This is a genomic window from Nostoc sp., from assembly GCF_036916655.1.
GTDB lineage: Bacteria > Cyanobacteriota > Cyanobacteriia > Cyanobacteriales > Nostocaceae > Nostoc.
In genome coordinates, this window is the sequence record NZ_JBALFY010000068.1 from 71,918 (window position 1) to 94,221 (window position 22,304).

Annotated in this window: 16 protein-coding genes; 5 read left to right on the plus strand and 11 right to left on the minus strand. The window is 40.9% G+C overall.

Annotated features, from left to right (window positions below; all coding sequences use genetic code 11):
- Positions 1-5: 5 nt before the first annotated feature.
- The 7 genes from V7L31_RS18550 to V7L31_RS18580 all read right to left on the minus strand — a co-directional run bounded on the left by V7L31_RS18550 (position 6) and on the right by V7L31_RS18580 (position 7,394).
- Positions 6-698 carry a hypothetical protein gene (locus V7L31_RS18550; protein WP_334697596.1) on the minus strand — a complete coding sequence of 231 codons (693 nt, stop codon included), beginning with the start codon at positions 696-698 and terminating at the stop codon, positions 6-8.
- A gap of 50 nt (positions 699-748) precedes the next feature.
- The gene (locus V7L31_RS18555) at positions 749-1,573 is read right to left on the minus strand and encodes a hypothetical protein (RefSeq protein ID WP_334697597.1); all 825 of its coding nucleotides are present in this window, start codon (positions 1,571-1,573) and stop codon (positions 749-751) included.
- Positions 1,574-1,669: 96 nt separating this feature from the next.
- Entirely contained in the window at positions 1,670-2,719 is a 1,050-nt protein-coding gene (locus V7L31_RS18560) for a hypothetical protein (RefSeq protein WP_334697598.1), read from the minus strand.
- 119 nt (positions 2,720-2,838) lie between these two features.
- On the minus strand, positions 2,839-3,633 hold the full coding sequence (locus V7L31_RS18565; RefSeq protein ID WP_334697599.1) for a hypothetical protein: 795 nt from the start codon (positions 3,631-3,633) through the stop codon (positions 2,839-2,841).
- A gap of 53 nt (positions 3,634-3,686) precedes the next feature.
- The gene (locus V7L31_RS18570; protein ID WP_334697600.1) at positions 3,687-6,434 is read right to left on the minus strand and encodes a hypothetical protein; all 2,748 of its coding nucleotides are present in this window, start codon (positions 6,432-6,434) and stop codon (positions 3,687-3,689) included.
- Positions 6,388-6,759, minus strand: coding sequence for a hypothetical protein (locus V7L31_RS18575; protein ID WP_334697601.1), 372 nt, complete (start codon positions 6,757-6,759; stop codon positions 6,388-6,390). The genes V7L31_RS18570 and V7L31_RS18575 overlap by 47 nt, the downstream gene beginning before the upstream one ends.
- 14 nt (positions 6,760-6,773) lie before the next feature.
- A complete protein-coding gene (locus V7L31_RS18580; RefSeq protein WP_334697602.1) occupies positions 6,774-7,394 on the minus strand; it encodes a hypothetical protein in 621 nt (206 codons plus the stop codon).
- A 1,400-nt stretch (positions 7,395-8,794) separates the two neighbouring features.
- Here V7L31_RS18580 and V7L31_RS18585 point away from each other — a divergent pair.
- From V7L31_RS18585 to V7L31_RS18595, 3 genes are all read left to right on the plus strand, one after another.
- Positions 8,795-10,210, plus strand: a complete 1,416-nt coding sequence (locus V7L31_RS18585) for a substrate-binding domain-containing protein (RefSeq protein WP_334697603.1) — start codon at positions 8,795-8,797, stop codon at positions 10,208-10,210.
- A gap of 630 nt (positions 10,211-10,840) precedes the next feature.
- Complete coding sequence (locus V7L31_RS18590) at positions 10,841-11,269, plus strand: hypothetical protein (protein ID WP_322679204.1); 429 nt, start codon at positions 10,841-10,843, stop codon at positions 11,267-11,269.
- 397 nt (positions 11,270-11,666) lie between these two features.
- Positions 11,667-11,900: a DUF3134 domain-containing protein gene (locus tag V7L31_RS18595; RefSeq protein WP_179063738.1), complete on the plus strand. Its 234-nt coding sequence runs from the start codon at positions 11,667-11,669 to the stop codon at positions 11,898-11,900.
- Between the two features lie 382 nt (positions 11,901-12,282).
- Here V7L31_RS18595 and mltA read toward each other — a convergent pair whose 3' ends face one another.
- Both mltA and V7L31_RS18605 read right to left on the minus strand, forming a co-directional pair.
- Positions 12,283-13,575, minus strand: coding sequence for a murein transglycosylase A (mltA, locus tag V7L31_RS18600; RefSeq protein WP_334697822.1), 1,293 nt, complete (start codon positions 13,573-13,575; stop codon positions 12,283-12,285).
- A 103-nt stretch (positions 13,576-13,678) separates the two neighbouring features.
- Positions 13,679-15,034 carry a proton extrusion protein PcxA gene (locus V7L31_RS18605; protein ID WP_334697604.1) on the minus strand — a complete coding sequence of 452 codons (1,356 nt, stop codon included), beginning with the start codon at positions 15,032-15,034 and terminating at the stop codon, positions 13,679-13,681.
- Positions 15,035-15,113: 79 nt separating this feature from the next.
- Between V7L31_RS18605 and V7L31_RS18610 the strand changes: the two genes are divergently transcribed.
- Complete coding sequence (locus tag V7L31_RS18610) at positions 15,114-17,318, plus strand: recombinase family protein (protein ID WP_334697605.1); 2,205 nt, start codon at positions 15,114-15,116, stop codon at positions 17,316-17,318.
- Between the two features lie 134 nt (positions 17,319-17,452).
- Here the strand turns inward: V7L31_RS18610 and V7L31_RS18615 are convergent, their stop codons facing one another.
- Together V7L31_RS18615 and V7L31_RS18620 are read right to left on the minus strand one after the other, a co-directional pair.
- A complete protein-coding gene (locus V7L31_RS18615) occupies positions 17,453-19,423 on the minus strand; it encodes a hybrid sensor histidine kinase/response regulator (protein ID WP_334697606.1) in 1,971 nt (656 codons plus the stop codon).
- Positions 19,424-19,433: 10 nt separating this feature from the next.
- The gene (locus tag V7L31_RS18620) at positions 19,434-21,566 is read right to left on the minus strand and encodes an ATP-binding protein (RefSeq protein WP_334697607.1); all 2,133 of its coding nucleotides are present in this window, start codon (positions 21,564-21,566) and stop codon (positions 19,434-19,436) included.
- Between the two features lie 508 nt (positions 21,567-22,074).
- Between V7L31_RS18620 and V7L31_RS18625 the strand changes: the two genes are divergently transcribed.
- On the plus strand, positions 22,075-22,245 hold the full coding sequence (locus tag V7L31_RS18625) for a four helix bundle protein (protein ID WP_334697823.1): 171 nt from the start codon (positions 22,075-22,077) through the stop codon (positions 22,243-22,245).
- Positions 22,246-22,304 lie beyond the last annotated feature (59 nt).

Consider the following 22,304-nt stretch of genomic DNA (forward strand, 5'->3'; position numbering starts at 1 on the left):
AGAGCTTAGTTGGGATTTCCAGAACAATTTTTATCTTGGATTTCACAGACATTATAAATTTCTAATCTGGCTTCACCAAGGCGGTAAGCTGCAAAGTGCAATGGTAGTGGTGCATTTGGTAGTGAAGTTGCTGGTTCATCTATGGCTCTAACTAAAATTTGTTTATTAAAGGAAACTGATTTTCCCAACTTATCATAACTGCTAAAAATTAATTGATTGGCAAACATCTCTACTTTCCATTTTCCATTACCTACTGCTGTAGGTTGAGAAATTTTTTGGATGACTAATACATTCTCCGCGCCTCTATTAACATTTTCAAATTGGCTATCTGGATTTAAATTAGTAATTTCTGACTTAAATTTTTGTTTAAAATTATCAGCTACCAGTTGAGAGCTAATTTCCCAGACTTGTGTTGGTGGTTGTTGCTGTGACCAGGTGAGCATTAAGCTCATAGTTTCACCTACAAACCGCCGAATAGCCTCCGGCTGACGCTCTAAATTTGGTTGGGGATCTACGGTTATGGTGCGACCATCAACAAGCTGCACCAAACTTTGAGGTGTAAGTTGCCGTCCTAACTGTTGTAACATAGACCCATGAAATATTAGTAACAGCAAAGTGAATAGATGTAAACCAAGGGTTCCTACTGCCAACAGTGGCAAGGGGCTATTTTTCTTATTTTCTGGTTTGAGTAATTGCATTAATAATTGATTATATAAATTGAACTATCAGCCTGCGAATTAGAAATCTATCATCTTATAAAACTATCAGATGTTTGTCCACTGCTGCATTGATTGGATTTATCTCCGTTCAGGTTGTTGTAGCTATCTAGCAAACATAAGTTACGAACTTCATAAATTTCTAGTCTATCTGCGCGGACACTATAAATTGCTTTTTGTAAGTCGGTGCTAGTGTCAGTTTGGGGATTAGCGAAATAATCTGTCGCGCGTACAAGGAAATCTTTATTAAAAGGAGTTATAAGTTTTGCACCACCAAGTCGGTTTTTTTGAATTAAGTCGGCTACCATCCCCACTCGCCACTTACCTGGTGCAATTTCTTTTGGCGGATAAACTCGCTTAATAACTAATTGTGATGTCATCCCTTGGCTGGGATTTTCGGAGAAGACTTCTGGCGGTGTCATTTCTGCAACTGTGCTTAAAAAACCTTTGCGAAAGTCTTCTGAAAAGGCGAAACTAGCTACCCAACTGCTAGTACTAATTTTTTGGCTACCACCTTGAGGTGTGTTAATAAGTATTCCTAAATCTGATTTGGGGTTTGCGACTTCTTCAATAGTTTGTGGTGGTAAGGTTCCAGACCAGCTGAACATTGAGATCATCGTTTTGCTGACAAATCGACGAATAGCTTCAGGTTCTCTTGCTAAATCATCAATATTAGTTACTGGTTTACCGTCGATTAATTGCACAAAGTTAGGAGGTTTTCTTAGACTAAGTTGGCGAATATTTAGCCCTTGTAATAAGAATAAAAATAAAACTAATATATGTAAACTAAAGGTAGCGATCGCAAAAATTGTTAAAGTATTACCCGTTGTTTGTCTTTTCTCTAGTAAACGCACCATCTACTCACCTCCTTCTACAAAAAACTTCAGCTTCTTACATATAGTCAGCATTCACAGCACTTGCCAAAATTTAATTCATTTTTAATTTTTAATTTTTTATATCCTCTCTTTTACTAAAGAAGCCGTATTGCTGATAGCGCTAAAGACTGCAAAACCGCCAGCAGCAGCCACAAGTAAAGATAAAATCGGTGCTAAAATTCCCAGAAAAATTATGAACCACATTAAATCTGGATCAACATTAGCATTTTGACCAGGGCCATTGACAATAACTGCGGCAGTTAGCACAGCAATAATATTGAACGAAATCTTGGCAATTCCAATAGATAGAAATCCAGTCAGCCATGCAAAAATTGGTTTTCCAGCAACAGGCAGCAAAGAACCACCTACAGCTATTGGCCCTAAAGCAGCTATTAGCAACATACTAGCTTCTATCAAATTCTGAAAGGCATATTGTAAGGAAACTAAAAAGTTTTTGATACTCGTTTGGACTGTCGAACCTAATAAAGAATTAAAAGAGGTTTCTGATACAAGACCAGTGCCATAGCGAATATTATCTACCTTATTTTGTAGTCTAATTATCCAGCTTTTATTACCATAAGTATTTCGATATTTCTGCCAGAGAACGTTGATTTTTTCGGCAGCTTTGACAAAGCATTGACTTTGTTGTTCGCCAGTCAGCGATTGACAAGGACGTAGTAAGGAACCAGCTACTTCTTCAGCAACACTCATATTCAGTGCTTGTTGGTATATTTTATCTGCGTCTGCTGATACCACCACTTGCTGATTCACAGTGTTTAAAAAATTCCGCACTCCCAGCGTCAGATTAGCAAGTATACTTCCATTGCCGGAATTACTTAAGAGAACTACCACAATAAAAGGCCAAATCAAAGCTGATATGGGACGTGTATATTCGTAGGATATTAAGTCTTTGAGGAATTGTATCATAAAAAATAACAGGGTTCCTACTGCGAAGAAAATACCCAGATTTGTCAGCGCTCCATACAAGTTATTACTGGTGTTATTTTGTAATAAATCCAGCCATTGTTTATCCCAACCTTCGGCAATACTTTGGGAAGTTGCAGTCCCATTATCGATAATTTGATCAATGCCTGTTTGGGCAAAAATTAGTTGAATAGCAAGTTGCATTTTGAATTTATGGGCTGTTTTCTTAGATTTTGTAGGGTGGGTTAAGTTACTAACGCACCCTACTAAACTGTTTTTTAGATTTTCCTAATTTCAAGGATTTTAAAAAATCTATTAAAATCCTATTTATTAACTTTTCTGCCAAACAAATCTAGTTGAGAAGTTGCTCGTAAAAGTCGCGCTGCTTCTGTAGATGTTTCTACTCTGCGAGCGCGATTTGCTTCTTCAGCCTGTTGAGAAATGTTTGCTAAATTTAAGTTGGAATATTGCAAATACTGATTCGTTTGTAATGTCTGAGCAAATGTTTCAGCTACAATTTTTACTTGTTCTTCTTGGATTTGACTAGTTTGCGATTGAATAGAACCTAACAAGGTTCCTAATGCTGGAATCCCCGTAGCTGCACCAACATTAGCAAAATTATTGTTACCGATTATCTGGTTAATTTTACTAGTCAATGTTGCAATACTTTTTAGACTTTGCTCAGTATTTTCTAACTTCGCTTTTGCCCGAATTTGTCCATTTTGACCGAGAACACCTACCGCTACTCCACGGGTAATTACACGGTTTAGTTCATTACTAACTAAATTTCCCCGCACTGCGGAATTATTCTCAAAGCGACTTGAACGAGAGTCAGAATTAGAAGAGTAGAGAATCAAATCATCACGAACCTTTTGTCCCGCCGCGACAGGATTAGGTATATTCAAATCTCCCTTAGAATTACTCAGAGCATTTTGACTTTGTACTTCTACAGGTTTTAAATTGTCGCTCAGATTATATTGAAGATAGTTTTGTAAATCTGTGGAATATGATTGAAAATCAGTCCAAACTTGACCTAATGCACCCGTCTGGATTTGTGCCATTGCTGGTAGTATTGCTAGGGATAACAAGGTAAAAGTAAAAATGGTAGTTTTTTGCATACATCTGTGCCTGAAAAAGGTAGACGACATTGTTAAGTGCTTACAGAATCCGATTAACTACTACGCAGAGTCGCCACTAACTGACGTGCAAACGCCGAAATTGCTTCATATTTATCGCTGTGAAGTTGCATCATTTGGCTACGTGCAGTTTGTTCATAAGGGTTATTAGCAACTGCTGCTAATTGTTCGTAACCTGGATAGTAACGGCAGAATGTATAACTACCGTTATCATCTAATAGCCATTGACTATAAACGCCTTCTTTGCGGGGAAAAAAGCTTTCTGATGCATTACGAGAAATAACTTGGCGGGGATATTTCAAGATGTCTGCAAAACTATCTACTGCAACCGGCTGAATGCGTCCAATTAATCTTGTTGTCAGGTTTTGCAATATTTTTGATGCAGCTTTAGATTTGGCGATCGTATCAGGATCTTGTCCTGATAGGATGACTCTAATACCGGCTTTAGCGCCATTGGCACAAATTCTGCCAACTAAGTCAGAAATTTGCTCGAATTCAAAGAGAATTGGTGCTTCGTCGATAAAGAATATGGAAGCTGGACTACTTAATGCACGTCGTAGTGCGGCTGAATAGGCACTTAAGGATAGTACGGCTGCATCTTCACTATCTGATAAGTTTCTGAGCGCAAAAACTAAAAGTTGTGCATCGGTAGGAAAGCTAGATGGTGCAGAAATGGCTTGTCCGACGCGGCTAGAAAGCCAAAACCGTAAGCGCAACTGAATTTGACTGAGAGCGTCTTCTACTCTGCCAGTTAAAGAACTTAGCTGCAAGTGTTCGGGTGAGCAAAAGAAGAGAAAATCTTTTAAAGTGGGGGTTTTCTGCCAAGCAAGAGTACCAAATCCAGCCGCCATCGCCTGCCGATATCGCTCTTGGATGCCTTCATCTCTAAAGAAGGCTTCTAAAGCGAGGTTGAGTAGCGATCGCACGGTTTGCGATAAAATTTGACTTTCAGTGGACGATCCTAAAACCATTGTCATTAACGCTGATTCGAGGAAGGCGGTATAATCGTTGAAGCGATCGCGCTGTTGTTCTGCTTCTAGCGATCGTAAATCTGGCTGTTCAAATAAGTTATTCGATTGCTTCGAGATATCAAAATAGGCCCCATTTCCCTCCATAAACTCTGTGTAGTCAGTGAAAGTAGATGTCCCATCAGGTTTCGGGAAATCTAGCGCTACAACCGGAATCCCATGTGCCAAAGCTTGAGTTAAAATCCCTGACACCAATACCGATTTACCGGCACGAGTTGTCGCAAACAAAGCTAAATTTTTGTGTTGATTAAATAAATCTAAATGTATGGGTGTTCCACCTTCTTCTGCAATCAACTCAAAACCTTGTCTGTCACCTTTTTTAGTTAAAACCAAAGGCATTAATCCGGGAACTTCACTGGTTAAATATAGCTGGCGACGGTTGAAGGGTGTTGCTAACAAACCTTCCCAAACTATTGGTAGAGTTTGCAGCCAAATTTTCCAAGCATACTCAGTTTCTCTAATTACCTTGGCTGGACGTTGAAAACAGTTTTCAATATATCTTGTCGCCTCATCTAATTTTTCGACAGTTGGACGATGTACTAAAATGGCGATACTCGTATAAATCGGGACTGCACCTTCAAATAATTGTTCTTGCGCGGCTACCGATTTCTTCAACTTTAATTGAGCATTGACATCAATAGTTTTACTTTTTTCTTGAGCTAGAATTGTTGTCATGTTTGACTGCTTTAGCACTCGTTGCAGAGTCGTTTTTACCAATGCTGGATTTGCAGCAGTCAACTCACAAAATATTTCTGTATCTACTACTGTTTCTCTAGCTAACAGTTCCCATAAATAGCGCAGTTGGGCAGATTTATTGGGCCAACCACCGGGTTTTTCGAGAAATGACAGTGCGCCAATATAACGATTGTTAACATTAACCCAGCGGCGATCGGCACAAGGTACACTAGATTCCATCAGCAAAGTTGTGCCGTGGATATTGTCTAAAAGTAGTTTAGTACTCGCTAAATCAGAATTAACTTGCTCATGTAGTCCCTGTTCATCTAAAGTCATTAACTGGGGAATATCTATTGGCTGCGTATCATTAAACCTTTTCCAGATGTCTCCCCAGAGTTCATCAGCAGTCAAAGGCTTGACATCCAATCCCATCTTGTTAGATAAAATTTGTTCCCAGCGAAGAAAACCCTGGTTGTAAGCATTGGTGATTAGGGTTTCAATGCGTTGATTTTCTACTTCTGAGAGATCCCCTTTGAATTTCAACCACCACGATTCAGCTTTGACTAAAAGCTTTTCGATCCAATCATCTGCATGTTGTGAGTTAGATTCAATGGTGTAAGTAACATAAATCCGTAAAAATTTGGGTTTACGAATCCCAGAGATAGTCAATTCTTTAACTCTGGCTCTCTCCGCCATCAATAAATATTTGATGTCTCGTGATGGCGAATTTCTAATTAATGTTGCTAATTCTTTTTGCCGCTCTTTATCTGAACTAAAAGAACCCAAGTGCAGCGTCATCCGCTCACCGCTAGGAATGTCTTTTAATCCAGCTTCAATGTTATTAAAAAGTGTATCAATTTGTTCTGGTCTTAAGGTAGTATGGATTCCCTTACAATCAAAACCAAAAACAAAGCAAAACCGATCTTTTTGAGTGCCTTTTGTCAAAAGGTAAGCACCAATATCACGTCCATTAATTGCGACACGCAGCATTGTCGCCAAGTGCAAAGCATCTTCAAATGGTGTTAATCTACTTTCATTTCCGGCGACGCTGACGCTTTGTTTTCCGATTTTTTGCTTCATGGTTAACTTCCAATAAGCTTTGATAACGAGCAAAGCCTCTTGTCCAAGCGGGAACGCCGATAAATTTACTTAAAAAACTCCAACTCCTACCACCAGTTAAAATCCACCAGGTTCCGATTCCCCAACCAGCAATTAGCACTGTCCACAACCATTTTTGAAACTCTTCTTGGAAAAGACCCCCAAAAATTCCATTGATCATAAAATAGGAGGCTAGGGCAATGACTGTCCAAGGAAGAATTTGATCGGCAGGAATTGGCCCTAATGAAGGTTGACTTCCCAGAACTTGATTGACTGGACGAAATTCTTGTTCCCGCTCTTGAGACATTTGAAATATCTGAATTATTTACTGCTATCGCCAATTACAAAGCGTGTGAGTACATCAGCAATGGTAACAGCAACAACCACTAATAGGGGAGTTCTGGCGATGCTTTGCCAATCTTCATCTTTACGCACTGCATTGATCACACCAACTAGGGAGATTGCAATATAAAGTAAGTAAATTGCCCGCAACACATTAAATATCAAACTAACTGCTGTGTCGCTACCACCAGCATTGGTTGCTGAACCATCTTGTAAGGTTTTTTTGAAAAACTTTTCAGCTTCCCCAAAAAACTGTGCTTGTGCGGGGGCTGCAAAACAGTCTAACCAATATAAACTCAGAACGATCGCTGCTGCTAAAATTTGTAATAATATTAGCGATCGCCTTGGTAAATTCACTTGCTGCCCAATTTGCTGGGTAATAACTGCAATTAAACTACCAACCAGTAAGCAAAAGAGCAGAATAGGACTTTTTAGGCTGATAACGCTAACGAATACAGCACAAGCAATCAAAAACGGTACAGATTCAACCAGAACAGTCAGACAGGATTTAAATGCCAGTCTTAACTTGTGAGATTCTTTCGCCGCACTACCAGTTAAAGCTTTGAAAAAGTTTCTCTCGTGAGAACTTTGTCTAAACATTTGCTATTTTTCCTATAGTGTACTATAATTGCTCTTTTTTCAAAATTTACAGCTACTACAATTTAACATGCTTTAACATGATTGTTAATCAAATTACGAACTTGTAGTAAAGTTCTATATTCTACATCAGTATTATGAAGTTAAGTTAACATAATATTAAGATTTATCTAAAACTAAATATTTCTGATTTGAAAAGCTAGTACCGCAACGTGGAAGTCAAAAGTCAGAATGAATACAGCGTAAGAATTTCGTGATTTGGAATGAGTGGTTTATTTACACCGTAGTGTACTAGGTTGCAAACCTCAAGCTTGACCTCCTAAAATCCTGCTCGACTTTGAGAATCTTCTCATCTAACTTCAAAGCCTTGGCTTTCCTTACCTCATACCAATTTAATGTAAGCCATTGCGTTCGCGAACAACGTGTCGTAGATAAGCAATCGCAAAAACTCACGGGATTATGTGATTACTCCTCTACGAGACGCACTCGCGTTCGCTCTGTTATCACTGCGCTCGTAATGACAATTTAAGGGGTCTATAACGCCTGAAACCCTTTCAGATAGTACTTGTGTGTACACCGTAGCCGAATCGGAGAGAGGAATGGAAGAGAGATAAAACTGTATTGCCTCCATTCGAGAACCGCTATAAATAATAAAGTAAAATTAGACAAAATATTTTATTCTTTTTGATATCTGTCGTGAAAAACACAAAAATACTGGGAAATCAACAATTTCGGCAGAAATAACTATTAAATATGGATGCCTAGTGAATCTATATACTGTGCTTTGTGTCAAGTAAACTGATATTATTAGTCAATTATATTAAATGCTGATTAAAACCTCTAAAAAAATCTTAAGAAGCAAAACTAGATATATGCAAAAGCTTGAGATTTTACTCTGACGAGAGTAATATTAGCATCCTAATACCACTTTTAAAATACTTCTAAATTCCATAAATATATTTATTTTTTAATCATTTCATAATGTAATCATGATTTGAGCTTTACCTTCAGACTATAGTGTTGATTTCGTTGGCATAATTTAACAGCTATTAGCTATAGCAGTCTTACAAAGATTCGTGAAATATTGACTTTCTTTACTTCGCAACTAGCGGTAGTTGGTGGCAGGTTGCTGCATATCTACATTGAAAGAAAGTAATTTTCATAATTCAGATGATTATGTTTTCGGGTGTATAAGCAATAGCTTAGTTCCCTCTACATATTGAAGGCTTTGCCTCTAATTTGCTCTACATTCTTCAGACTTTGGTGCAAATTTTCGATTTATTAATAGCCTTTTTAAGGCACAAGTTTATTGTGCTTATAAAAGGTTGTTTTCATCGTCAGTTTGACACTTGATTTGGCTTGAATGGGGTGTTGAATCAGAAATTAATTTCAAGGAGCTTGACATGACTTTTTATTGCAATCGCCAATTAAATAAATTGGCAAGTTCAATTACTGTACTAGCCCTAGCAACTGGTTTAGTAGTAGGCCAATCTGCTGCTCAGAAATCTCTAGCTCAGACCTCCACCACTCCTCCTCCAGCAGGAGTAACATCTGTGAATGGTGCAGGTGCAAGCTCTATAACTACCTTGCTTATAGGTACAGGAACTTCCTATCCTCTTGCGCCGAAAGACTCATGGTTTAACGCTTACGGTGTTGGAAATCCTCCATCCCTCAATAACAATGTACCTCCAGCCCTAACCGGATTTCCAAACGGAAGCTATGGTCCACTCACTACATTATCCACATTCAGATATGCTTCCATTGGTAGTGGTGCAGGGCTAACAGCTTTTTTCAATCAAACCGTGCCACCAGTACCACCTAATGCTGCAACTATCTTAGCCCCAATCTCTTTTGCTGCTACTGACGACCCTGTATTAGGAACAGAAAGAGTTGTTGGCAGTCCCAACGATGTTCCCACCCCCGCAGGTACACCTCAAAACCCTGTTCCATACATTCAAGTGCCTGTGATTAGCGTCGGAATTGCCTTAGCTTATAACCCCGTTGGTCTAACTGTACCAGCAGGTGGAATTAAGCTTTCACGAGCTACTTACCTGGGTATTCTTAACGGCACCATCACAAATTGGAATGCTCCCCAAATTAAAGCAGATAACGGTGGCGTAGCAATTTCAGCAAATAAGCCCATTGTTGTAGTGCGTCGTAGTGACGATAGTGGTACCACTTTTGCTTTAAGCGCTCATCTCAAAGCAGCGTTTGGTGCTACATGGAACAGAGGAGTTGGCAAAAAAAGTATTGCTCAACCTGCTGGTGGTATACCCAATCCACTACCAGCCGATACAGTTGTTTGGCCAGCCAATTTCCAATTCGCTTCAGGAGGTGGAGGTGTAGCCACTAAAATCAAAACTACTGATGGTGCAATTGGTTATGTGGATAGTGCAACACGGTTAGCGAATAGTCTGCAAGCTGCTGTCTTAAAGAACAAGGCAGGTACTTACAATGCCATCTCACCAACTACAATTTCAAATGCTTTTGTTGGTGCGACTGACCAAGATACAAATGCTCGGCGGATTAAACTCGTTGTCACCGATCCAGCAGCGGCAAATGCTTATCCGATTGTTACGGCAACTTACCTACTATTTTATGACAAATACGCAAACGTTAACGTAGCCAATCAGATTAAAGGATTCATCAACTGGGCTTTAGGAGTACCACCGGTTCCAGCGCCAGGAACAGATGTGACAATCGACCCGAATGCTATAGCTATAGCTCGTGGATATGCTCCTCTTCCTGCTGGCATTAAAAATCTGTCTCGAGGTCTTGTTAATACTTACGTGAATAATGTTTTTAATGCCGCTCCATAATTGCGTTTTTGGTCTGACAGCAGTTTTCTGTATTTGAACCACATCTGTCGTCAGGGCACAGTATGGCTTTGCCCCTACGGCGTGGTCTAGTTACCTGAAAATAGCTGTAATTAAATATCTTGGCAAGGATATGAGATGATGCCCCAGAATTATATTTACAATTCTGGGGTTTTATTTCAGGGATGATTGCGATCGCAATCAATATTGAACCTATTCTCAGCAAAAATTCAAATCATAGTAAATATACTTGTTTTATAAAAGAATTTAGTACAATTTACAATTATTAATTACTGAATATCTATCGGTCAGAATAGTTAAAAAGTTCAACCGTTAACTATGTTACGATTAAATATGTTGAGAAATATTTTCGGTCATGTAACTGATTATTATAGACACTTCTCCGAATCTAAATCTCTACACTCTTTGATTCTGAAGGTGTTTGCTGTCAATTGATGTTGCTAATCTATTCGATGAAAATGAGGTTGAAGATGACGCATTTTAGTTAGCCGAACTATATTGCAATACCACCTGTGACACTGAAATCTCTAACTATCAAAAAAATGTGCTAAGAAGAACGGACAAGTCTAGTGTGTAACAAAACAAGACAAAATACGGATATTACTTGAGCTTATGTTAACGGATATAATTACCCGTCCTGAGTCCCTGACAGAAGATTGCTTTTTTACTTACGCCCTTGGGACTGATTTGCATGATACAAATTTGACAGCCAAATATTTACGCCGAATTAGAAAAGAAGATAAACCATATATCGACATAGCAGTTTCTCCTAGACCTGGCTACCGGTTTGAGGTTTGCCTTATTCCTGTTGAAGGGTTCGCTCAAGAAACAATTTTGACAAAAGACGGGTTTGCCAAAGCATTAGCGATTATTTGTGCAGTCTCTAACAAAGCTAGAAAGCGATTCCCTTCAGGAAATGGACAAGAGATAGTCCGATGTCAATTTAGTAACTTAGCTGATGCGGTAGCCGTAGCAAACAGATTGTCTGCATTACCCTCTGATATGTATGAGACTATCGCCAAGCTACCAAATGCTTTGTGAAATCGTGTTTGTGTAAAGGTGACTGGGGACTGGGTATTGGGGATTAGGGACTCTTTATGGAAGCATCTCAGTTTTGTAAAAACACGTTTGCCCTAGCGAATAGAATTCGCAGCTACACAGACAAAACCCACGGAGGTGGGTTTCAAATCCTTTGAGTCCGCGTAGGCGGACTTGGTTTGTGTAGCCGCGATTTCTAATCGCCTGGTATATTTGCAAAGGTGAGATGCTCCCCTCTTTATTGGGTATGAAATTAAAAAATTATGGTGTAGGCTTGTACCCACTACCAAATTTTAAACAACTTTTTCCCAATACCCAGGGAAAGAAGTGCCGCGACCTGTTGAATGTACAATTTCGATGTATTTGTACGGTAATCTATAATTCAAAGTGAGTTTTTTTTATGCCTACTAGTCCTTTGCGTGAAGAGCCTCGTAACCAACGAGCGCCAGTAATTCGTACAAGTAATGAATTTATTCTTTTGGAATGGCTGAAGTCAACTGGTCGTCTAATTGAGCGCGAACATCAAGAATCTGAGTATCTAACTGAAGTAGAAGAAATTTCCGAAATGATAGACCTTGATGATATCCCCTACGATCATGATGATGATGATGGTGATATGGATTTAGAAGCGTAATTCATAATTCGTAATTTCTATACTGCAAGTATTTCATTGATTCGGAATGGGTGCTTTATTTACGCCGAAAGACTAAAATTCCCGACTTTTTTGAGAAGTCGGGAATTTTAGTAATCTATTATATCATGTTCTGTAAATCACTTACGATATGTCATTGCGAATGCAACGAAGTGGAATGAAGCAATCGCAAAGGTTTAAGATTGCTGCGCTCCGCTCTCTACGAGACGCTACGCGAACGAAATGACATAAGCATTAAGTCGAACATGATATTACACATTTAACTTGCATCATTAGGGCGGGCAAGATGCCTACCCCACAAGAGTTATATAAATTTTAGATATGTGGACTAGGTGTGGTTTAGCTTATTAAAATGCGAGTGTGTTTAATTCTTGGACTTGAGTAATAGATAAAATAATTGTCCATTGCTGACTGTCAAACCAGCGCGATCGCCTGCTATTTTCCCAGTACCTAAAAAATAATCTACTCTACCTGCACCTTTAATTGCGCCTCCGGTATCTTGGTCAAGAACATAGCGGCTAATTATCCGCTCCTGCATTTTTCCGGTAGGATTAACGAAGGCAATGGAAGCACGAATCAACGCTAAAGCACCGGGAGGCATGAGAGATTTATCTGTAGCAATAGAACGCTCTGCTGTTAGTGGTACGTTGATCGAACCTTGGGCTGGTTCACCGTGATTTTCTTGAAAAAAAACAAAGCTGCGATCGCGCGGTATATAAATATTTAATTCTTGGGAATGCTTTTGAAAATAGTCGAGAATAATTGGCAGAGTTATACCTTCTAGTGGTAATTTGCCATCATTGACTAATTCTCGCCCAATACTTTTGTAGCTATAAGCGGTGTTACCCGCATAACCGATTGTTGTTTGAGTACCATCGGGAAGCTGAAGTCTCGCCGAACCTTCAATTTGAGCTAGATATGGTTCGAGGCGATCGCGAAACCAAAATAACTCTAACCCTCGCAACTTACCTTTTGCACTTTGTAAACCATCCGATCCTTCCAATTCCTCGCGTGTCGGATGAGGTTTGGGCCAGGAGTTGAAATCAGGAGGTAAGCGATAAACAGGATAACGATATTCTGTTGTAGGGACGCGACTGGCTGCGTAAAGTGGCTCATAATAGGCAGTAAATAAAACGGAACCTTTGTTATCTTTACCAACCGACTGGTAAAGAACAAATTCCCGTTCAATGGCTTGATGTAATTCTGTGGCAGAATTAGTTGTTAATAAGAGTTCGCGGAATCTTTGCAAACTTTTCAAGACGCGATCGCGCGTAATCCCAGCCACCGGATAGTTTTGATAAGCAGCCGTAGCATTAGCTGTTTCTAGGTATTGGAGACTACGAGCGATCGCACTTATCAGTGCTTTTTTATCTGGTGTTTTGCCGTAAATTACTTCATCGAAACAAGAAACATCATCTTGACAACAAGTAATTGGTAGTCTCTGGATTAATCGTGCTTTTTGCTTTTGCAAAAATGCATCTTGATTTTCAGCAGTCAAAGAAACTGGTATATCCCACTTTTTCACCTGACATTCTGGCGAAATAAGTTCTCGATGCGTCAAAGATTGCATCCGCACCAGCAAAATCGACAAAAACACAGGTAAGCTGATAGCGATAATTTTGTTAAATTTTCCTAACCAAGCAAGTGTTTTTTTCATCAAAATTTCTAATATTATCTCACCTCGCTCAAAATCAAAAATCAAAAATAACTTAATTGTTTCACAACGCCAAAATTTTTCCCAGTCCCTAGTGCCCAATGCCCTATTCATTCATATTCCGATAAGTCGCAACCGCAGAAGGCGAGATGCGATTCAAATATCGGAATATCCAATATTTGAAAATGGTATCTAAAATCACTGGGAAGGTGGCAATAAATAAGAAAATAAAATCTCTATTTGCTGGTAATCCCCAATGGCGCGATACACCTTCTAGCAGTACTTCCCAACCATGAGGAGAGTGGAATCCTACAAAGATATCAGTAAACAAAATAATGATAAATGCTTTAGCACTATCACTAAGTCCATAGACAATATTATCAAAGAAATCTTTGAGTACAGCAATAGAAGACTTGCTGACTAGCAAAAGCCAGATAAAAGCAACCACCGAGAACATATCTGCAAAAACATTTTTGATCGCACCAGAGCTTTCATGACGAAATTCTTCAGCAACCTCTATCGCCTTATTTTTCATTTCAGTCTCCAGTTGCTCAGGTAACAGTGGAGGAGCTTTGATAATGAGATTTTCAAACTTGAGCTTTTCTTCAAATCTTTGTAATTCTACAAGGGCTTCCTCTTCCATTTCAGAATTGAGGAATATCTGCATTTCTTCGGAGCTTCTAAACCGCTCAATAATTGGGCCAACTACAAAAGATTTTGCCATTTGATGCGTCAAAAGTGGTACGATAATTAATAGTAAAATAAACCTGATAGATATTATTGTTCTTTTTTGAGTCTGACGGAAACTCTGAATTACCTCTTGTTCAGAATTAGGATCTAATTCAACTTGTAGACGACTGATAGTACTTAAAATAGAACGGGGTAAAACGCCTATGGTATCGGTTTTGCGCTTGATTTTTGCTTTGTTATCTGAGTCTTGAGTTTGTATTTTGGGTGGTAATGTTGGAGTATTGACAAGCAGCGATTTCTCGTCAGATATCACAGAGCTAGCTGATATATTTTGAGGTCTAACTACTAAAGCGTTGGAGATTGTTGGTTCAGAATCTATTTTGTATTTAGATATAACTTGATCGATAAAGTTTAGCTTTTCCAAAACTAAAGAAAGACTTAGATACTCTATACCTGCTTTTTCAGCAGCTTTTTGATTCTCTTCATTTAGAAACCAACGGCTTGCTTTAAACTCCGTCAGGCGCATTCTGGCAATTTTTAATAGCTTGTTAAGGTCTGACTCAAAATAATCCATGACGCTATTACTGTACATGGCTGAGTCAGTGTCTATTTTATTACCATTGAAATGCTTATTTTCTATTTCCTGAATCTTTAGTGCTGCATCGTAAGCCTCATATAAGGAACGTTCAGGAGTCTGTAAGTACCGCCGATAAGCAGCAAGTAAGAAAGAATAGATTTTTTGACTAAAAACAGAGTTTTTCATTGCAGACAATCATCCAGCATTATTTGGTTGATTATTAACCTTAAGTTAACGCACGAGGTATACTAGCAAATCTACAAGGAGAAAGTTTGTGGTTTCTCATTCGGTTTGGATTGTTGGCACTAGCCGCAGTGGTAAGACGGCTCGCTTGGTAGAGCAATTTTGTAATTGGGTAAAATCGAAAAACCAGTATACTGAATCATTTTATACTAAAAAAACCAGAGGTAAAAAAGGTGCTTATGTACCCGAATTTTTATATCTTAAACAAACAGAGCCAGGAGTTTTAGTATTAGCTGCCAATGATGATAATCGTCGAGAATTAGGAGATATAATTGTTACCTCAACCTTGGGTAAATATCCGGTTCGTGCCAAGACACCACTAGGTTTTTTTCAGGATGAAGTTATTTTATTTTGGCCGTTGCTGATTAACTCGTTGAACCTGAAAGCACAGTTTCCGGTAAGATTGCGACCAGAAACGGAACAAGAATTAGCCACCAAGCTCTGGCGTCCCCAATTAGACGAAGAAATTTTACGTATTGCGGGAGTGAATGAATCTCGTTTGGTGCGTCGCATCTTGGACTTATTACAATTAGCAGCTTACAGTGGTATACCTTGCGAAGATATTGCCCAGATTTTAGCCAAGGGTCTAGGGGAGAATACCACAACTTTAGAGCCGGAATTTTTAGCATCTTTGCTGCTGGATTGGCGTAATTGGTGTTTAGAGAGGGGGTTACTAACTTATGGGATTATTACCGAACTTTATAGTCAGCACTTGTTAAGCGATCGCAATTACCAGCAGCACCTAACTAAACGCTATCAGGCAGTACTAGCAGATGATGTCGATGACTATCCTAGCGTAGCGCGTCTTTTGTTTGAATTGCTATTAGATCGAGGTGCAGTTGGCGCGTTTAGCTACAATCCTGACGGTGCAGTGCGATTGGGATTGGGAGCAGATCCCAACTATCTAGAAGGGTTAGCAGAGCGTTGTCGGGTAGAAATCTTGAACGGGCCGCCTCCAGAGTCTCTGAGCGAGCAACTGACTAAACAAATGGTGGAATTAGTCACAGAACCGATGGTAATGTTGAGTTTACCAAAAACAGTGTATTCAATTCAAACCACCTCCCGCGCCCAATTATTGCGGCAAACAGCAGAGGAAATTGCTAATGCCATCCAATCGCAGCAAGTGCAACCGGAAGAAGTGGCGATTATTGCACCAGGTTTAGATGCGATCGCTCGTTATACTCTAGTAGAAATCCTGATCAAGCAAAATATCCCAGTACAATCGCTGAATGACCAACGTCCCCTAATTAGTTCGCCGATCATTCGCGCTTTACTCACCATGCTGGCACTAGTTTATCCCGGCTTGGGACGACTTGTAGATCGAGATGCTGTGGCAGAAATGCTGGTTGTATTGAGCAGGAAGCAACAACTACCAGAAAACTCCTCACTCCTAACTCCTAACTCCTCACTCAGCACTCGCATTGATCCGGTACGTGCTGGTTTGATTGCAGATTACTGCTTTGTACCCCATCCCGATCGCCCCAACTTGCTACCAGTATCAACGTTTGAGCGCTGGGATCGAATCGGTTATGCAGCGACTACAGCTTATAATGAGATATTAGAGTGGTTAGAACAGCAGCGATCGCAACAAGAACTGCGGTTAATTCCTAGTCCTATTTCCCTTTTAGATAGAGCAATTCAGCGCTTTTTGTGGAATGGTAGTAATCTTCCCTACGAACAACTAGCAGCACTGCGGGAATTATTAGAAACCGCCCAACACTACTGGGAAATTGACACCAGATTACGACAAATTGCCCCAGTTGAGACAACGCCTCACGCAACTATTATTGAATTCATTCAACTACTGCGACGTGGGACGATTACCGCCAACCCTTACCCTGTGCGTCCCATTGGTGGAGCGAGAAAGGCTGTCACCTTAGCAACTATATTTCAATATCGATCTAGTAGGCGATCGCACCAATGGCATTTTTGGCTGGATGCTGGTTCACCTCTATGGGCGAAAGGTGGTGCGGCGACTTTATTCGGTGCGCCGTTTTTCCTGCGAGATAGATTAGGCGAACCTTGGACAGCAGAAGATGAAAAATTGGCAGAAGAACAACGACTGCAAAGGATTTTGACAGATTTACTCTCTCGTGTATCCGAGAGAGTTTATTTGTGTCACAGCGATTTAGCCGTGAATGGACAAGAGCAATTAGGGCCGCTTTTACCCTTAGTGAATGCCTGTGTGACAGTTATTTCTGAATCTACAGAGAACCTCAGATCCCCGACTTCTTAAAGAAGTCGGGGATCTAGTTATTCACGAATGATTGAGTCGGGCTATAGCCTTCGGATTGTTATACTGTCTGATTGGCGGATATTTATAAATCAATACACTTTCAGTTATCGCCAAAAGCCTTAAAATTCAGGTTGCTAAATCGTTACTATCGTCAAAATAGCCTGTATTAATACTTCTAGCTCAATTGGTTTAGAAATATGATGTTGAAATCCGGCGGCTAGTGCTTGTTGTCGATCGATTTCTCCCGCATAGGCAGTCAGGGCGATCGCAGGAATTTCTCCGCCTTGTTCGGGTGACTGGTTTCTAATTTGACGAATTAGGGTGTAGCCATCCATATCGGGCATACCAATATCACTAATTAACAAATCAAATTTTGCTCGTCCCAAATTATTCAGAGCCTCATGTGCTGAGTCTGCTTCAGTTACTTGTGCGCCGTACTGTTGTAGCACGAAGGCAATGAACTCCCGCGAATCTGTGTCGTCGTCTACAAGCAGCGTTTGCAATCCATTGAGATTTAAATCTGAGCGATCGCGATCGGCTGTATTAACTTGATTCAATGTTGAAGTAGCGATCGGTGGAAGTTTAACTTTAAATACTGCTCCTTGCCCTTCTCCAGGACTGTCTGCTTGAACAGTTCCGCCGTGCAATTCAACCAAATGACGCACGATCGCTAACCCTAACCCCAACCCGCCAAATTTTCGCGTCGTTGTCCCATCAGCTTGGCGGAAGTAGTCAAAGACGTAGGGCAGAAACTCATCAGAGATGCCCCTACCAGTATCGCTGACAGTGATTTGAGTGTATGCAGCATGAGTATCTGCTTCATCCTCGATTGTTTCTAACCGCACCTCTACTCGACCACCGGGTGAGGTAAATTTAATCGCGTTAGAAAGTAGATTCCAAACAACTTGTTGCAAACGACCAGAATCACCCAACACTTGTCCAACGTTCGGTTCAAATATTGTTTGAATCTGAATAGATTTAGCTTCAGCAGCTAGCCGCACGGTTTCAAGGGCAGCTTTGATAGTAAAATTTAGACCGACTGGAACTGTATTTAAAGCCAACTTCCCTTGGAGAATACGCGACACATCGAGCAAATCTTCGATTAGTTGGGCTTGCAGTTTCGCGTTGCGCTCAATCGTTTCCAGGGCGTACTGAGTTTTGGCTGCATCCTGGTGACTTTTTTGCAGAATTCTTGCCCAACCCAGAATCGGATTTAGGGGCGATCGCAATTCATGAGACAGCACTGCCAAAAACTCATCTTTGATGCGGTTGGCTTGCTGCGCTTGTTCAGTCTGTTGCTGCAAAGAAATCATCAGTTGATTGAGGCGATCGTTTTGCTCTTGCAGCAAGGCTTCCGATCGTTTACGTTCGGTAATATCGGAGAGGATGAAAACCGCACCTGTGAGAGTCCCATCCCCATCAATTACTGGGTCGATGGTTTTGGCAAACCAGCGTTCTTGGGACTTAAATTCGAGAATTTGCCGTTGGTGAGTTTCTTTCGCACGGCGAAAACAAGCGCCATCGCCGATTCCCAATTTTGCGCCCATCAACTCGTGGTGAGCATAACCTAAGATTTCGTCGGAGGGCTTGCAAAAAAGCTGCATCATCGCTCGATTACAGCGCATAATTCTACCTTCTCGGTCTACCAGAGAAACGCTGTCGTTCATCGAGTCAAAGGTGGTTTGCCACTCTCGCGCTGAGGACAAAGCAGCTTCCTCCGCCCGACGAATTCGCAGCAGCGATCGCACGGTGGCAAGCAGTTCAATTGGTTCAACGGGTTGCACCAAATAAGCATCAGCACCACTGTCTAAGCCTTCTGCCTTATCTTGGCTTCGGACAAAACTTGCAGAAAGTTGTAGCACTGGGATAAAAGTCGTTTCCGGGTTTGCCTTAATTTGGCGACAGACTTCAAAGCCGCTGATATCTGGTAATTGGACATCTAAAATTACTAAGTCAGGCTGAAATTTAGCAACGGCTTCTAAACCTGTCGTTCCAGTTGCCGCTTCCACGACACTAAAGCCTGCATTTTGCAAAATCCGGTTAACAACGTAGCGATTGGCTTCGTTATCGTCAACATGCAGGATTGTAACCCGTGGCTCAGACATGACTTTTCCCTTAAACCTCTAGAACCAGTCCGGCTTTGACAAGCGCATCTTGAAGTTGAACAATCGCTGTAGTTTGAGAGCCTGCTTCTTTGGAAACAATGGCTATGCTTTGCGCCGCTAATCGACTTTGCGCTTCTGCATCCAGTTGGGCAGATGAGTGAATAATCACAGGAATCGACTGAGTGACGGAATTGTTCTTCAGCTGCTTGAGTACGTCAAATCCGCCGATCTCTGGCATCTCCAAGTCCAGCACGATCGCGTTTGGCTGCTCCCGTTGTGCCAAATTTAATCCTTCTTGTCCGTTCGCGGCTTCTAAAATACTCAATGGTGTATTTATTAACAACTGTTTCACAAGATACCGATAGGCGGGGTCATCGTCAATTAACAAGATTTTTTGAGGCTTGTTCTCAGTAATTAGCCTATTAAGTTTGTTCAACAGCGGCAATCTGTCTACCGGCTTAATTAGAAAACCGTCTGCTCCTAATGCCAGAGCTTGCTTCTCGTTATCAACGATGGTAATAACGAGTATAGGGATAGTGCGGGTTGTTTCATCCCCTTTAATTTCTCGCAAGAACGTCCAGCCGTTTTGCCCCTCCAGGAGAATATCTAGCATAATCGCCGCCGGTCGAAGTTTTTGTAAGGCCAGCCTTGCCTGAGCTAAGGTGCGGGTAGCAATCACTTGATAGATTGATTCTTGAAGGTGCTTTTCGTAAATAAATAGGGTTTCTGGATGATCTTCAACCACCAGAATGGGCAGGCGAGTTGGCTCAACTGATACGATTGGTTGCAGTATAGTGGGAAATTCGCTGGCATTTGGGTAGACGATGGGAATCAAGGCTGTAAAGGTAGAGCCTTCACCCAGCTGACTTTTCACCGAAATGCTGCCGCCGAGTAGCTCCGCTAGCTTGCGCGATAAGGGCAATCCTAACCCGGTTCCCTTCACCTGCTTTTGCAGAGGGGAGTCAATTTGCATAAAATCCTCAAAAATCCGCTCGCGATCGCCGGGAGCAATGCCGATGCCCGTATCAGATACAGAGAAGGTGATGGTATGACCCGTTTGCACAGCGCTGACGCGCACCTCTCCCTGCTCGGTAAATTTGAGGGCATTCGAGACAAAGTTTCTCAGAATTTGAGCAATTTTGCCCTCATCGCTATAGAGCGGTGGAATGCCTTCAGCTTCCTCGACAATCAGCGTCACAGAAGAGCCTTGAACCAATAATGGGCGTAGCATTCCCCGCAGCGTGGCAAACAAGTCACTAACTTCAAAGGAACTGGGACGCACTTCAATTTTTCCAGCTTCCACCTTTGCCAAATCCAGCAAGTCGTTAACCAATTCTGATAATCCACTCGCCGCCTTTTGGATGAATGTTACCTGCTTTTCTTGCTCAATGGTCAAATCGCCATCCATCCGGGCTATCAGCATCCGAGAGAGGGATAAAATCGAGTTGAGCGGTGTGCGAAACTCGTGGCTCATGTTCGAGAGAAAGCGGGTTTTTAGCTCGTTTACCTGTTGCAGAGAGCTGGCTTTCTCATCCAGTTCTGCATAGAGGGCAACCACACCGCGATTGGTATCTTCCAATTCCTGATTGAGTTGGTTCAGTTCTTCCTCGCGCTTCCGTAGCTCTGCCATAGCCCGGAGTAATTCCTGGTTTTGCTGCTGAATTTCTTGATAGGGATTTTCAGGCGATCGCCCAATTACAATTTCTCGAATCTGCTGCAATTGCGAATCGGTGAAATTAGGTGTGCGCTTCGACAACCTTTTGCCGATTGTTACCGTTGTTCCTTGCTCCGGCAGCGATTCAATCTCAAAGAAATCCATCAATCTCCGAGTACCCACGATGCCTAACCCCGCTCCCGTATCAGAGGTGTAGCGTCCTGCCAAAACATCCTCTAAATCAGGAATGCCCCCACCCCGATCTTGAATCCGAATCAAAAACGCTTGCGGCTCTCCCGCCACAGAAAATTCAACCGTTCCGCCTTGGGCATATTGAAAGGCGTTACGGGCAATTTCGGAAACTGCCGTTGCCAATCGCGCCCGATCTTGAGCATCAAAGCCCAACTGCTCGGCGATCTCACGAGTTCGTTGCCGAGCTTGCACAACATCCTGTTCGTACTGAATGGCGATCGTAAAAACAATTGTCAAGTCGCTTTGCTCCATGAGTAATGAGTGATGAGTAATGAGTAATGAGTAATGAGTAATGAGTAATGAGTGATGAGTAATGAGTAATGAGTAATGAGTGATGAGTGATGAGTGATGAGTAATGAGTAATGAGTAAATACCCATTACTTATAAAGGAAATTTTCAGGGGTTAAAAATTCATGCACAATCTTTGGCTTGAGTAAAATTTGCAGTGGAAAAAGTTATTTTTCGCGTTTTGTGAGTAATGAGTAAATACCCATTACTTGTAAAGTAAAATTTTATTGTCACATTCTTTTTTTTTACTCGTGATTAATTATAACGCAAATATCAGTATTCAAGAAAGAACAGAAAATTTTGCCAGCCATAAGAGTTGTTAAAGCTTATTCTGAGCTAAATAAAAGACCTTTTGACGACGCTGGTAAAATCTTGTCTAAACAATTTTTAAGAAGCGGGACATCAATAAGGTGCAAACTGTTCAGAAGCTAAATATGCACAATCAAATAAAGACTTTATCAATAAGTATTCTATAGCATTCAAGGAAGCCAATGAAACCATTTATTGGATAAAAATAATGATAAAGTCAGAGTTGGTGTCAAAATCAAAATTTCAAAATCTGATAGAAGAGAATGAAAGAATTATTAAGATATTAACAACTTCAATCAACAAATTGAAAGAAAAATAAAAAATAATCCACTCATCACTCATCACTCATCACTCATCACTCATTACTCATTACTCATT